Origin of the sequence: Clostridium pasteurianum DSM 525 = ATCC 6013 (assembly GCF_000807255.1) — a bacterium.
GTDB lineage: Bacteria > Bacillota > Clostridia > Clostridiales > Clostridiaceae > Clostridium_I > Clostridium_I pasteurianum.
The window spans coordinates 3,513,094-3,527,317 of sequence record NZ_CP009268.1 but is presented as its reverse complement, the minus strand read 5'-3'; the positions used below and the strand labels follow the sequence as shown (position 1 = coordinate 3,527,317).

The 14,224-nt window shown below is 29.4% G+C and carries 15 protein-coding genes; all 15 read left to right on the top strand.

The annotated features are described in order from the left end of the window. Positions 1-4: 4 nt before the first annotated feature. The 15 genes from CLPA_RS15910 (at position 5) to CLPA_RS15840 (ending at position 14,162) form a co-directional block, all read left to right on the top strand. On the top strand, positions 5-1,369 hold the full coding sequence (locus CLPA_RS15910; protein WP_003446824.1) for a hypothetical protein: 1,365 nt from the start codon (positions 5-7) through the stop codon (positions 1,367-1,369). 340 nt (positions 1,370-1,709) lie between these two features. After that, entirely contained in the window at positions 1,710-2,402 is a 693-nt protein-coding gene (locus tag CLPA_RS15905) for a hypothetical protein (RefSeq protein WP_003446823.1), read from the top strand. A 139-nt stretch (positions 2,403-2,541) separates the two neighbouring features. Beyond that, a complete protein-coding gene (locus CLPA_RS15900) occupies positions 2,542-3,495 on the top strand; it encodes a sensor histidine kinase (RefSeq protein WP_003446822.1) in 954 nt (317 codons plus the stop codon). 478 nt (positions 3,496-3,973) lie between these two features. Beyond that, on the top strand, positions 3,974-4,738 hold the full coding sequence (locus CLPA_RS15895; RefSeq protein ID WP_003446821.1) for a histidinol phosphate phosphatase: 765 nt from the start codon (positions 3,974-3,976) through the stop codon (positions 4,736-4,738). A gap of 106 nt (positions 4,739-4,844) precedes the next feature. Next, a complete protein-coding gene (locus CLPA_RS15890; protein WP_003446820.1) occupies positions 4,845-6,089 on the top strand; it encodes an ATP phosphoribosyltransferase regulatory subunit in 1,245 nt (414 codons plus the stop codon). A 73-nt stretch (positions 6,090-6,162) separates the two neighbouring features. Continuing rightward, positions 6,163-6,828 carry an ATP phosphoribosyltransferase gene (hisG, locus tag CLPA_RS15885; RefSeq protein ID WP_003446818.1) on the top strand — a complete coding sequence of 222 codons (666 nt, stop codon included), beginning with the start codon at positions 6,163-6,165 and terminating at the stop codon, positions 6,826-6,828. A 60-nt stretch (positions 6,829-6,888) separates the two neighbouring features. Continuing rightward, the gene (gene hisD, locus CLPA_RS15880; protein WP_003446815.1) at positions 6,889-8,187 is read left to right on the top strand and encodes a histidinol dehydrogenase; all 1,299 of its coding nucleotides are present in this window, start codon (positions 6,889-6,891) and stop codon (positions 8,185-8,187) included. 115 nt (positions 8,188-8,302) lie between these two features. After that, on the top strand, positions 8,303-8,893 hold the full coding sequence (gene hisB, locus CLPA_RS15875; RefSeq protein WP_003446813.1) for an imidazoleglycerol-phosphate dehydratase HisB: 591 nt from the start codon (positions 8,303-8,305) through the stop codon (positions 8,891-8,893). A gap of 141 nt (positions 8,894-9,034) precedes the next feature. Continuing rightward, entirely contained in the window at positions 9,035-9,646 is a 612-nt protein-coding gene (gene hisH, locus CLPA_RS15870; protein ID WP_003446811.1) for an imidazole glycerol phosphate synthase subunit HisH, read from the top strand. Then, a complete protein-coding gene (hisA, locus tag CLPA_RS15865; protein WP_003446809.1) occupies positions 9,646-10,359 on the top strand; it encodes a 1-(5-phosphoribosyl)-5-[(5-phosphoribosylamino)methylideneamino]imidazole-4-carboxamide isomerase in 714 nt (237 codons plus the stop codon). The genes hisH and hisA overlap by 1 nt, the downstream gene beginning before the upstream one ends. Positions 10,360-10,417: 58 nt before the next feature. Then, on the top strand, positions 10,418-11,491 hold the full coding sequence (hisC, locus tag CLPA_RS15860) for a histidinol-phosphate transaminase (RefSeq protein ID WP_003446807.1): 1,074 nt from the start codon (positions 10,418-10,420) through the stop codon (positions 11,489-11,491). A gap of 151 nt (positions 11,492-11,642) precedes the next feature. Continuing rightward, complete coding sequence (gene hisF / locus CLPA_RS15855) at positions 11,643-12,404, top strand: imidazole glycerol phosphate synthase subunit HisF (RefSeq protein WP_003446805.1); 762 nt, start codon at positions 11,643-11,645, stop codon at positions 12,402-12,404. Positions 12,405-12,425: 21 nt separating this feature from the next. Continuing rightward, a complete protein-coding gene (gene hisI, locus CLPA_RS15850; protein WP_034830098.1) occupies positions 12,426-12,755 on the top strand; it encodes a phosphoribosyl-AMP cyclohydrolase in 330 nt (109 codons plus the stop codon). Between the two features lie 123 nt (positions 12,756-12,878). After that, positions 12,879-13,211: a phosphoribosyl-ATP diphosphatase gene (gene hisE / locus CLPA_RS15845; protein ID WP_174548969.1), complete on the top strand. Its 333-nt coding sequence runs from the start codon at positions 12,879-12,881 to the stop codon at positions 13,209-13,211. A 324-nt stretch (positions 13,212-13,535) separates the two neighbouring features. Beyond that, positions 13,536-14,162 (top strand): class I SAM-dependent methyltransferase, encoded by a 627-nt coding sequence (locus tag CLPA_RS15840; protein ID WP_003446802.1) that lies wholly within the window; start codon positions 13,536-13,538, stop codon positions 14,160-14,162. Positions 14,163-14,224: the final 62 nt, after the last annotated feature.

The window sequence follows — 14,224 nt, the reverse complement described above, 5'->3', positions numbered from 1 at the left end:
GCATATGATACAGTTAAGCTTAATACATTATGTTTATTTAGGAGTAATAATTGCTATAATTACTATAATGTGTTTTAAAAAAGATGTAGTGCTTCCTTGTATAATTGGTCTTTTCTTAGTGGGTTTTATCTATAGTGGCAGCATAATGAAGTCAATCCAGATTATCTATAGAGCTATATTGACCTCTGGTAGAGCATTTTTAGAAATAGTAATTATCATAGCTCTAGTTAATGCCATGTCTAAATCCCTTAGCAGCTTAGGGGCAGATGTTATAATGATGAACCCTTTGAGAAAACTTATGACTAATGGTAAAAGAGCTTTCTTTATATTAGGATTTACTATGCTTATATTTTCATGGTTTATTTGGCCGTCACCAGCAGTGGCTTTTATAGGTTCTCTTATGGTTCCAGCTGCTATAAAAAGTGGTTTGCCAGAAATATGGGCAGCTGTTGCATTGGACTTATTTGGAAATGGCATGGCCTTATCTAGTGACTATTTTATTCAAGGGGCTCCATCTATAACTGCAAAAACAGCACAAATTTCAGATCCAATTGGAATCATAAAAGCAAGTTTTCCACTGTGGATGGTGATGAGTGCTGTAACTGTAATATCTTCAGCAATTATTATGGGAAGAGATTTAAAGAAAATTAAAAATATAGACAAAGATGAGATTGAAAATATAAATAAAAATTCAAATTTTGGAAGTAAATTTATTGCTGTAATAACTCCAATATTTTTTGTGATAGATGTAGCTGTAATGTATATTTTTAGATTAAAAGGAGGAGATGCTACAGCCTTGATTGGGGGCACGGCTGTAATTATAATGTGCTTAACTTCTCTAGTTAACTATAAGCTTAAGGATGCGTTTGGAAAGGTAACTTTATACATAAGAGATGGTGCCATGTTCAGTATGAAGGTTTTTGCACCTGTAATTATAATAGGAGCTTTCTTCTTTTTAGGAAGTAATGAAAGTGCTCAAGAAATTCTTGGATCCAATACAAATGGATTTTTAACAGATATAGGTATGTTTATATCACAGCGTACAAATATGAGTAAAATTTCAGTTATATTAATTCATTCTGTTATAAGTGGACTTTTAGGTATAGGAGGATCTGGATTCTCAGGATTGCCTTTAATAGGAACTTTAGCTGAAGTCTTTTCATCCAATGTTAATATAGATAGATCTTCTTTAGCAGCTTTAGGTCAAGTAATAACAATATGGGTTGGTGGCGGTACTATAATTCCATGGAGTGTTGTACCTATAGCAGCAATTTGTAATGTTGATCCCGTTGAAATAGTTAAAAAGAACATAATACCTGTATTATTTGGGATTATTGCAACAATATTAACTGCTATTTTTATACTATAATTTAATCAATAACAAGATTTATTAAAATTTTAATAAATTATTTAGCAGAAATTTGTTATACAGCTGAGTTTAAATGAATTTAATAATTGAAGGAAGTGAACTGCCTCTAAATATAAAATTTAAGTGCAGTTCTTTTTTATATTTTATAAAGAGTACTAAATTTTATTATATTGAATATGATTAAATATGAGAATAATCTTATATAGAAGATATGTTGTAAAAATATAGAAATTATACTATAATGTGTATGTGAATGATTTACCATGTATATGAATTATTATAAATACAAATCTAATATCAATATTTAGATTGATATTAGTAAAAGAGGAGGATTATTAATATGCTTACTGAACTTCAGATAGGTAAAAATAATTTAAAACAAAACTTTTACATAAAAAAGATTTGTAATTCTATAAAGAAAAATCTTTTTTCAGTAATTATAGTTTCATTAGTTCTATTTATAGTAATTATGTCTATTATATACAATAATGAATTGGAAAATGTAGATTCCAGAAATATGTTTGTTGTAAATAGGTTAAGTTTTATGAGTATAATTATTGGAATTTTAATTGGTTTCTTTTTAGCTGTGTTTGGTGAAATTTGGTATAGAAAAAGAATTTTTCAAAATACTAATAGGGAAACTATAAAAAATTATGCTAGAATTTTTAAAGCTGATATAGAAAGGAGCAGTAGATTATTTAAAAATAAGAGATTTGAGTTAATTAGAATAAGCAACATAACTATTGTAAAAAATTGGCTTGAAGCTTTTGGATACATATCTGCTGAATTTAGCAAAGAAGAATTAGAACAATTTATAAATTATTACTCTAGGATAAATAAACTTATAGAATATGAAAAGCGTATAAATGAGCATTTAGAAGGCATGCAGAGTACTACATTAAAAGATTATCCATATATGAAAGAATATAAAGATCTTATTGCGGTATTTAGTTTTGAGATTAATAATCTCTTTAAAGTGGACATAACTAAATTAAAAGAAAAATTAAATTTAATATGTAATCAGTGTAAATAATATATTTTAATGAATAATTGGAGATTTTTATTTAATGATTATGCTGAAAATTATGCATCTAAATCTATTGAAAGTATAAAGTTTTTAGTAGCTAAAATTTAATTGATATAAATTTATAAATAGTACAAGGAGTTTTAATATGGAAGATAATTATAGGGTTGAAATAGATAATTTAAATAGAGAAATAGGGAAAAAAAATATAAAATTGAAAAATATAAGTGATCAATTAGAAGAGGAAAATATAAAGAGAAAAGCTATAGAAAGGTCTTTTAAAGAAAATCAGGAAATTTTAAAAAAAGTGTTGAAGGCAGATAAAGTAAGAAAGGATTTTTTTGCTAATATATCTCATGAATTAAGAACACCATTAAATGTTATATTTACATCTACGCAGTTAATTGATTTAAATTTAAAAAAGCTTCATATTGAGGATAAAAATTTGTGTAAATATTTAGCTATGAACAGACAAAATTGCTATAGACTTTTAAAACTTATAAATAATTTAATAGATATAACTAAAATTGATTCAGGGTATTTTGATATAAAATTAAAAAATACCAATATAATAAAGGTAGTTGAAGATACTGTACTGTCTATAGCAGAATATATTAAAAGCAAGAATATAGAAATTTTGTTTGATACAGATGTAGAAGAAAGATATACTTCTTGTGATGAAGAAAAAATCAGCAGGGTAATTATGAATCTTTTATCAAATGCAGTGAAATTTACAAAGCCTGAAGGTAAAATAGAGGTTAATATCCATGATAGTGAGAATAAAGTGATTATATCTGTTAAAGATACGGGAATAGGAATTCCATTGGAAATGCAAAAGGTCATATTTGAAAGATTTGCTCAAGCCAAAGAATCTTTAGCGAAAGAATGTGGGGGAAGTGGAATAGGTCTTTCTATAGTTAAGGCATTGGTAGAAATGCATAAAGGAAAAGTTTGGGTTAAAAGTGAAGAGGGAAAAGGCAGTGAGTTTTTTATTGAACTTCCAGTTATATTACTTGAAGAGAAGGATGTTCCTAAAAATCATAATTTGGTAGATAATAAAAATAATATTATAAATATTGAATTCTCAGATATAGTAGGCTGATTGAAATAATAAAATTTTAAATTTATTCAATTATTTATAACACATACAGGAAAAAGATTTTAAGTACAAAAGATAGGTTTAAATAAATTTATTTTTATATGTAAATTGTAGATTTATTTTGTGTTTAAGGAAATAATGCTTAGAGATGAATATAAAATTTATTAAAACAATATAAATTTGTAATCCAAGTAAACGTTTTAAAAGTGAAGCAAAGTAATTTTGTATACAACAGGGCGTAGTATTAAAGTGGTCAGTTATTAAATAAAATTATAATATTAAAGGGATTAATCTAGATTCATATAAGAACTAGGGTTAATCCCTTTTATTATTTTGGAATAGTAATTAAAGGCAGAAAAACTCTTTTCACTTTGTATAGTTTATGTACTATAAATATGATAAAATTAATTTAAATTAATTTTTTATAAAGTATGCTGCAATGAATTAATGTATAAACAGTACCTTTAAGGGAGGATTATATATGTTTGATACTCATGTTCACACTACTTTTTCTACTGATTCTAAGCTTTCTATAGATAAGGCTGTAAAAAAAGCTTATGATGATAATCTAGGACTTATTTTAACAGAGCATATGGATTTAAAATTCCCTGTAGAAGGAGAATTTACATTTGATATAGATAAATATTTTCAGGAATACCATAAATACAGAAATAACAAGCTTTTGCTTGGAATAGAACTTGGTATGAGAGATGATTGTATAAATGAAAATGCAGATATAGGTAAGGGATATCCTTTCGATTATGTACTTGGATCCATACATTTTGTAAATGGAATAGATATATATGAGAAAAGTTTTTATGATGGAAAAACTAAGAAAGATGCATATAATGAATACTTTGAAAACATGCTGGAAAATATAAAAAGCCACAGTTATATTGATAGTCTTGGTCATATTGATTATATATGCAGGTATGCCCAATATGAAGATAAAGATATACATTATAGAGAACATGGGGATATAATTGATGAAATACTAAAAGCTCTTATTGATAGAAATATAGCTATAGAAATAAATACAAGAAGACTTTCTAGTAAAGACACTGTTAACAGTCTTATAGATATATATAAAAGATTTTCAGAATTAAAAGGCAAATATGTGACTATAGGATCAGATTCCCATAGTGAAAACAGTATAGGATTTAATTACAACCAGGCATTAAAAATAGCAGAATTGTGTAAATTAACTCCTGTGTATTTTAAGAATAGAAAAATGGAATATGTATAAGCCTTTTATTTTTTTATTGACATAAGGTAATTTACTTGGTAATATTTTAGTATAGTAAAGCGATAAAGCGATGCATCGGTAAAGTTAAATTAATGGAGGACTTATCATGGCAAATTTAAAGAAATATATACCAGAAGGAACTAAAGATATACTTTTTGAAGAGTGCAGATCAAAAATTAAAATAGAAGATTTAATAAGAGATGTTTATATAAATTATGGATATAATGAAATTATTTCACCTACTTTAGAATTTTATGATGTGTTTAATATGGAGAATCAGCCTATACCACAAGAAAAAATGTATAAATTGTTTGATAATAGGGGAAGAATTCTTGTACTAAGGTCTGATATGACAACACCTATAGCAAGAATTGCGGCTACAAAAATAAAACCAGAAATGTATCCATTAAAACTCTTTTATAGTCAAAATATATTTAGAGTAAATGAAGTTCTAAATGGAAAATTAAGTGAATTTACTCAATCCGGTATTGAAATAATTGGAGTAGATAGTATAAGAGGAGATATAGAAGCTATTATTACTGGAATAGAAGCTCTAAAAAGAATAGGACTTAGAAACTTTAAAATAGAAATAGGAGATTCTCAGTTCTTCAGACAGCTTACAGATAATCTTCCTCTAAATATGGAGGAAAAGGAACAAGTTAGATTATTTATTCAAAATAAGAATATTGCTGGACTTAGAGAATTTCTTGATAATAACAGCAAGATTATTGACCTCAATGCATTAGAGATACTACAGAGATTACCAGAATTGTTTGGAGGTAAAGAAATTATTACAGAGACTAGAGAACTTCTAGGTAAATCTTATGGGATAAAGGCTCTTGAAAACATAGAAAGAGTTTATGAAGTCATGGACAAACTTGGATATAGTAAATATATATCTATTGATTTGGGAATGGTACAAAATTTAAATTATTATTCAGGACTTATTTTTAGAGGATATTGTATGGAGGCAGGAGATAGTATACTCAGCGGTGGAAGATATGACAAACTTATAGAAAACTTTGGAAAGAAATTACCTGCTACGGGCCTTGCAATAAATGTAGATATAGTGGTTGAAGCTTTGAAAACTCAAGGGAAAACTTTTGCAGATAATAAGATGGAAAAAATAATACATTGTAATTTTGATGATTTACATAAAGGTTATGATTTAGTTATGAAATTAAAAGAAAAAGGTACAAAAGCAGAAGTGAGTCTGATGAAAAAATTAGAAGAAAGCTTTCAATATGCAGAAAAAATGGGTGTAAAATCTGTTATAAATATATCGGAACAAATGGAATATAAATTTGAAGATAATATATGGATAAAGGGCAGTAAAATAATAACGGAATAATATTAGAATTTATATTACTATTTGTTGTTATGCATGGGAAAAATATAAATTTTAGAAATGGAGAGCTACCAATATGGAATCTATAAAACCTTTAAGAATAGCACTTACTAAAGGAAGACTTGAAAAATTTTCAGTAGATATATTTGATAAAGTTGGTATTGATACTGAAGAATTAAAGAACAAAGGCAGAAGACTTGTACTTTGTGATAAAAAAAATAATATACAATTTGTACTGGTGAAAGCTGTTGATGTATTAACTTATGTAGAACATGGAGCAGCAGACATAGGTATAGTTGGTAAAGACACCCTTTTAGAAGAGGGAAGAGATTTTTATGAAGTTATGGATTTAAAGGTTGGTAAATGTAAATTTGCACTGGCATCTATACCAAGTTTTAACATTAACGAAGGATATAATAGAAAAAAAATTGCTACTAAATATCCTAGAGTTACAAGAGATTACTTTAGAAAACTTGGTATGGATGTAGAAATTATTAAAATAGAAGGTTCTGTGGAACTTGCACCTATTTTAGGACTTTCAGATGCCATTGTAGACATTGTAGAAACAGGGACTACATTAAAGGAAAATGGACTTATTGTATTTAACGATATATGTGATATAAGTGCCAGAATGATTGTAAACAGAGCCAGCATGAAGATGAGAAAAGATGAAATTAAATCATTAATAGATAATGTTCAGAAAGTAGTAAATGAATTCGATAAGATACCCCAGAAGAAATAGTAAATTTATATAGTTTTAAATGTTATTTTTTAAATAACCTTAAACAGGGAGGTAATTTTAGTGAGTGAATTAATCAATATATTAAAAGCCAATAGTAAAGAGGGAATAGAATACTTAGAGAACCTAAAGAAGAGAGCAGAAGGTATAGAAAATGATGTAAATATAAAAGTAGCAGAAATGCTTTCAGAGATAAGAGAAAAGGGAGATAGTGCAGTTATAAACTTTACAAGAAAATTTGATTGCGAAAGCTTGGAAAGTTTAACAGTGAAAAGAGAAGAGATAGATAAAGCCTATGAAGAAGTGGATGAGGAATTCATAGAAGCATTAAAGACGGCAAAGTCAAATATAACAGAATTTCATGAAAAACAAAAGGATAAGTCTTGGATTATGACAAAGGAAAATGGAATAGTAATGGGACAAACTGTTAGAGGACTTTCAAGAGTTGGTATATACGTACCAGGGGGAACAGCTGCCTATCCATCTTCTGTAATGATGAACGCTTTGCCAGCAAAGGTGGCTGGAGTGGAAAAAATTGTTATGGTCACACCTCCTAAAAAGGATGGTACAATAAGTGCAAGTATACTTGTAGCTGCAGATATTGCAGGAGTTGATGAGATATATAAAGTAGGAGGAGCACAGGCGATTGGAGCTCTTGCCTATGGTACAGAAACTATAGAGAAGGTAGATAAAATAGTTGGACCGGGAAATATATTTGTGGCCCTGGCAAAGAGAAGTGTCTTTGGATTAGTAGATATAGATATGATTGCAGGACCTAGTGAAATACTTATAGTTTCTGATGAAAATGGTAATGAAAAATTTATAGCAGCAGATTTAATGTCTCAAGCTGAGCATGATAAACTTGCCTCTGCAATTCTAGTAACTACTTCGCAAGAATTAGCTGTAAAGGTTCAAAAGGAAATAAAAAGACAAGTAGAAAGTTTAAGCAGAAAAGAAATAATTGAAACTTCTCTAAAGGATTTTGGAGTAATACTTGTGGTAGATAATATGGATGAAGCCATTGATTTAGGTAATAAAATAGCTCCTGAGCACTTTGAACTTATGGTAAAAGATCCATTTTTATATCTTGGAAGAATAAAAAATGCAGGATCAATTTTTCTTGGTTCCTATTCTCCAGAACCATTAGGAGATTATATGGCAGGTCCTAATCATGTGTTACCTACCAGTGGAAGTGCCAGATTCTTCTCACCTCTTTCAGTAGATGATTTTATTAAGAAATCAAGTTATATATACTACAGTGAAGAAGGCTTATATGGAGTTAAAGATAAGATAGTTAAATTAGCTGATACAGAAGGGCTTACAGCTCACGCTAATTCCATAAAAGTTAGATATGAGGACTAGTAGGAATATAAGTATCAAATGGGGAAAAACTCCATCTGAAACAAAGAACTCTGTTTATATGAAGTTTTAAAAGATCAACTTAAAATAAATTTAATAATAGCAGGAGTGATTTTTTATGGATAAAAGAGAAGCCTCTATTTCAAGAAAAACTATGGAAACAAACATAGATATGAGTCTTGAACTTGACGGAGAGGGAAACTCCAGTATAGAAACTGGTGTGGGATTTTTTGATCATATGCTTACACTTATGACAAAGCATGGACTTATGACTTTAAATCTTAAAGCAGAGGGAGATATCTATGTAGATTCACATCATTTGGTAGAGGATGTGGGTATAGTTCTTGGAAAGTGTATTAATAAAGCTTTAGGAGATAAAGTTGGGATAAAGAGATACGGAACAGCCTATGTGCCTATGGATGAGAGCCTCTCACTGGTATCTATTGATATCAGTGGAAGACCTTATTTGGTGTTTGAAGGTGATTTTAGTACAGAAAAATTAGGTATGTTTGAAACGGAAATGGTAGAGGAATTTTTTAGAGCAGTAGCCTTTAATGCTGGAATAACTCTTCATGTAAAATCTCTATACGGTAAAAATACTCACCATATAATTGAAGGTATGTTTAAGGCTTTTGGAAGGGCCCTTAAAGAGGCTATGGAGAAAGATTTCAGAATAAAGGGTGTAATGTCCACTAAAGGAAGTTTGTAATTGTTAACTTACATTGCTGTTATAATTAATTTTTACTAGTTGTACATTATATTTAATTAAGTATAAGGATTCATCTAATATAAAGAGATTTTTAAAACTGGTATTTTTAAATTTTGCTATATTAAAGAAGGGGTGATAATTTTGAAGGAAAAGACATTGAGTATAGTAGATTATGGCATAGGAAATTTGAGAAGTGTACAGAAAGCCTTTGAATCCTTTGGTGGAAAATGTAATATAACATCTAGTGTAGATGAAATTCTAAACAGTGATGGTATTATACTTCCAGGAGTGGGGGCATTCCCTGATGCCATGGAAAATATAAAAAAATTAAATATGGATAAAGCTTTAAAGAATGCAGCAGAGGCAGGAGTACCTATCCTTGGGATATGTCTTGGAATGCAGCTGCTTTTTGATGAAAGTGATGAGATTAGACCTACAGAAGGATTAGGCCTTATAAAGGGAAGAATAAAGAAATTTGAAGTCAATTTGAAAATACCTCATATGGGATGGAATTCTTTAAACATATTAAAAAAATCACCTCTTTTAGAAGGTGTAAAAGATGGAAGTTACGCATACTTTGTTCATTCTTATTATGCTGAATTGGAAGAAGATAATTTAGATGCAGACAGCTTTTATGGTATAAATGTGCCGGCAGCTGTAAGTAAGAATAATGTATTTGGTTTTCAGTTTCATCCTGAGAAGAGTGGAGATCCGGGAATAAAAATGCTTAAAAATTTTTGGGGGTTGTTATAGTGATAATATTTCCAGCTATGGATTTAAGAGATGGTAAATGTGTAAGATTGTATCAAGGAAAATTTGATGAGTCAGAAGTTGTAGGAGAAAATCCATTAGATGTAGCTTTAGATTTTAAAGCTAAAGGAGCGGAATATATACATATGGTGGATTTAGATGGTGCACTGAAAGGTGAAATAAAGAACTTGAGTATTATATCGGAAGTAATTAAGACTGTGGGCATTCCAGTAGAACTTGGCGGTGGTATAAGAAATATGGAAACTGTTGATATGCTTATAGATACAGGTCTTTCAAGGGTAATACTGGGTACCGCAGCATTAAAGGATATGAATTTTGTAAAGCAGGCGGTAAAAAAGTATGGTGAAAAAATAGCTGTAGGTATAGATGCAAAGAACGAAAAAGTGGCGGTAAATGGATGGATCGATGTAAGTGACGTGGATTACATTGATTTTGCGAAACAAATGGAGAGTATAGGTGTAAAAACTATAATATTTACAGATATAAGTAAAGATGGAACCCTTCAAGGACCCAACTTAGAGCAGCTTGAAAAAATTCATAAGAGTGTAAGTTGTGACATAATAGCTTCTGGTGGAATAAAAAATGTAGAAGATTTGAAGCATATAAAGGACATGGGTGTTTATGGTGCTATTACAGGTAAAGCCATATATTCTGGAAATATAAATTTGGAAGAGGCAATAAAGGTTTGTAAATAGTATTATCATCTTTATTATAATTAATATGGCTAAATTAAGATTTAGGAAGTGAGTTTAAATGAGTAAATATTGGAGTGAAATTACTAAAAATATAGAACCCTATGTTTGTGGTGAGCAGCCTAAAGATAAAAAATACATTAAATTAAATACAAATGAAAATCCATATCCACCATCACCAAAGGTTATAGAAGCAATAAAGATGGCTGCTAACGAGGATTTAAGATTATATCCAGATCCAAATTGCGATGAATTGAGAGATACTATTGCAGAGTATTATGATTTAAATAGAGACCAAGTGTTTATTGGAAACGGATCTGATGAAGTATTAGCATTTTCATTTTTAGCATTTTTTAATACTAATGAAAAAATTATATTTCCAGATATAAGTTACAGTTTTTATCCCGTTTATGCTAAATTATATAAATTAGATTATAAACTATCAAGTTTAAAAGAGGATTTTTCTATAAATGTAGAGGATTTTTTAGGTGAAAATGGGGGCGTTGTAATTCCTAATCCCAATGCACCAACAGCTAAAGCAATAGATTCTGATGATATAAAGAAAATACTTCAGCATAACTCTGATAAAGTAGTTATAATAGATGAAGCCTATGTGGATTTTGGTTGCGAATCTGTGGTAAAGCTCATAAAGGAATATCCTAATTTACTAGTAATACAGACTCTGTCAAAATCTAGATGTTTAGCTGGAATTCGTGTTGGATTTGCTCTTGGACAAGAAGAACTTATAGATGGACTAAATAGGATAAAAAATTCTATGAACTCCTATACAATAGATAGAGTTGCAGCAAAAGCTGCCGTTGCGGCTATTAAAGATGAAGAATATTTTAAAGAATGTGTTTCCAAAATAATAAATACGCGAGAATTAGTAAGTGAAAAATTAAAAAGCTTTGGTTTTGAAGTAATACCTTCAAAGGCAAACTTTATATTTACGTGGCACCCTGATATAGATGGAGAAAAATTATTTGCTACACTTAGGGAAAATGGATTATTAGTAAGATATTTTAATAAACCTAGAATTAACAATTACTTGCGAATAACCATAGGTTCAGAAGATGAAATGAATGTTTTTCTTGAGAAGCTTCATAAAATAGTTGAAAATATACTTCAAAAATAATTAAATTTTATATTTTTAGTGTATATAAAAATAAAGTTAGGGTTATGTAAAATTTGAACATAGTAAATGGGAATAGTTATTAAGAATATGAGTTATGTAATTATCAATAAAAAATTAATTGCGGTAAAATAACCTTTGAGGATGTGATAATATGCTTACTAAGAGGATAATACCTTGTCTTGATGTAAATATGGGCAGGGTTGTTAAAGGAATAAATTTTGTAGATCTAAAGGATGTAGGAGATCCTGTAGCAATTGCAGAATTTTATAATAGTGAAGGTGCTGATGAAATAGTATTTTTGGATATAACTGCAACGTCAGATGGAAGAAAGACTATGATAGATGTAGTAAAGAGAACTGCAGAAAAAGTTTTTATACCTCTTACTGTTGGTGGAGGAATAAGAACTGTAGAGGATTTTAGAGATATATTAAAGGCCGGAGCAGATAAAATATCCATAAATTCTTCCGCAGTAAAAGACCCTACACTTATAACAAGAGCAGCTGAAAGGTTTGGTACTCAATGTGTAGTTGTAGCTATTGATGGAAGAAAGAGAGCAGATGGATCTGGGTGGAATGTAGTTATTGCTGGAGGAAGAATAGATACAGGACTTGATGCTATAGAATGGGCTCAAAAGGCAGAAAAACTTGGATGTGGTGAGATATTACTTACCAGCATGGATGCTGATGGAACGAAAAATGGTTATGATATAGAATTTACTAGTGCCATTACAAAGGCAGTAAATATTCCAGTTATAGCATCAGGAGGATGTGGAAATTTGGAACATTTCTATGATGTATTTGAAAAAACTAATTGTGATGCAGCATTAGCAGCTTCTCTATTTCATTATAGAGAACTTACAATAAAACAGGTTAAGGAATACTTAAGGGAGAAACAGGTTAGTGTTAGATTGTAGATGATTAAAGTAGGTGAAAATATGAATACAAATGAATTATTGGAGTCTGTAGATTTTAGTAAAGGTTTAATACCAGCTATTATTGTAGATGTAGAAAACGGTGAAGTTCTGATGCTGGCTTATATGAATAAAGAATCATTGAGAAAAACTATGGAAACTAAAACTACTTGGTTTTGGAGTCGTTCTAGAAATGAATACTGGAATAAAGGAGCTACTTCTGGACATTTTCAATATGTCAAAAGTATAAGTCTGGATTGTGATAATGATACTTTACTTATAAAGGTAGAGCAGGTAGGGGCAGCTTGTCATACAGGAAGCAGAAGTTGCTTTTTTAAAACGATTGATATTTAACCTGACTAACTTGCCGTAAGTCTCCCCCTTCTTCAAGTGGGAGTTCAACGCCAAGTAAGCCATGCATTCGCAGTTCTAAAATTCAGATGGGGTAATACTAAATAATTATAAAAGAGAGGAATGATATATATGAATGAAATTATTAAGGAACTTTATGCTACAATTTTAGATAGAAAAGCTAATCCGATAAAAGATTCTTACACAAATTATCTATTTGAAAAGGGAGTAGACAAAATACTTAAAAAAGTTGGAGAAGAATGTACTGAAACGGTAATAGCGGCAAAAAATAATGATCCTAAGGAACTTGTAATGGAGACTTGCGATTTAGTATATCATTTACTAGTTTTATTGGCAAATCAGGGTATAGATTTAAAGGATGTTGAAGCTGAGTTAATTAAAAGAGAAGCTAAGACAGGTAACAAAAAGCCAGAAAGAAGAGAAATAGAAAATTTATAAGTGTATATTGACAATGAAATCAATAGAGGCTATAATAATAAACAAATATATCAAATATGAATACTAGGAATTGTTTGACATATTTGTTTTATCTGTCTATACATGCTAACTAGACAAACTAGAGGCTGTATTTTACCATAGGTAAAGTGCGCCTTTTTATTATTTAAGAGAATTTTTAATAGTATAATAGTATAGATGTAACAGTGTATTTCTTAAGAATTATTTATTCCCTCACATTACTATTAATATTTATAATAGTATGACATTTTTTTATAATTAATCATACTATATCAATAGGAATAGTAAAATAAGGAGGGGTAAGTGATGAACTCTATAAAATATTTCAATGGTATTGCATCAAAATGGAATGTAATTAGAAGTGAATACTTCGAAGAAAGATTGAAATATAAGGTTTTATCAAAAGCAGATATAAAGAATAAAATTGTAGCTGATTTAGGTTGTGGAACAGGATTTATTTCACTGGAACTAGCTAATGAAGCAAAATTGGTATTTTCTATAGATAATTCAGTTAATATGCTAAAAGAATTAAAGAAGTCAAGTATAAATAAAAATTTTAATAATGTGTATCCATTAAAATCTTCTCTTGAGGATATAACTTTATTTGATGAATCTTTGGATGCTATATTCATAAATATGGCTTTACATCATATAAGAAATGCAGATAAGGCTATAGGTGAAATGAGCAGAATACTAAAAAAAGGAGGAGTCATAGTTATATCTGATGTGATGGAGCATAATGGTGAGTGGGCAAGAGAGGAAATGTTTGATGAATGGCTTGGTTTCTCAAATTCACAGATAAGTGAATGGCTTATAAAATCAAATTTTAAAAATATTCATATAGAAAATACAGATTTAACTTGTAAGGGATATTCAAGTAAAGGAGAATATACTGAAACAGGTATATTTATTGCATCTGCCATTAAATCCTAGCAAAAGAATCAATCAGTATATTAGTCTATTTTAAATCATATTGTGTTAATAGAATTTCATAA

Excerpts from the sequence above, each read along its gene's own strand:
- hisG (WP_003446818.1), top strand. The coding sequence starts at position 6,163 with ATGGAATCTATAAAACCTTTAAGAATAGCACTTACTAAAGGAAGACTT.
- CLPA_RS15910 (WP_003446824.1), top strand. The coding sequence starts at position 5 with ATGATACAGTTAAGCTTAATACATTATGTTTATTTAGGAGTAATAATT.
- hisF (WP_003446805.1), top strand. The coding sequence starts at position 11,643 with ATGCTTACTAAGAGGATAATACCTTGTCTTGATGTAAATATGGGCAGG.
- hisC (WP_003446807.1), top strand. The coding sequence starts at position 10,418 with ATGAGTAAATATTGGAGTGAAATTACTAAAAATATAGAACCCTATGTT.
- CLPA_RS15895 (WP_003446821.1), top strand. The coding sequence starts at position 3,974 with ATGTTTGATACTCATGTTCACACTACTTTTTCTACTGATTCTAAGCTT.
- CLPA_RS15905 (WP_003446823.1), top strand. The coding sequence starts at position 1,710 with ATGCTTACTGAACTTCAGATAGGTAAAAATAATTTAAAACAAAACTTT.
- hisB (WP_003446813.1), top strand. The coding sequence starts at position 8,303 with ATGGATAAAAGAGAAGCCTCTATTTCAAGAAAAACTATGGAAACAAAC.
- CLPA_RS15900 (WP_003446822.1), top strand. The coding sequence starts at position 2,542 with ATGGAAGATAATTATAGGGTTGAAATAGATAATTTAAATAGAGAAATA.
- hisI (WP_034830098.1), top strand. The coding sequence starts at position 12,426 with ATGAATACAAATGAATTATTGGAGTCTGTAGATTTTAGTAAAGGTTTA.
- CLPA_RS15840 (WP_003446802.1), top strand. The coding sequence starts at position 13,536 with ATGAACTCTATAAAATATTTCAATGGTATTGCATCAAAATGGAATGTA.
- CLPA_RS15890 (WP_003446820.1), top strand. The coding sequence starts at position 4,845 with ATGGCAAATTTAAAGAAATATATACCAGAAGGAACTAAAGATATACTT.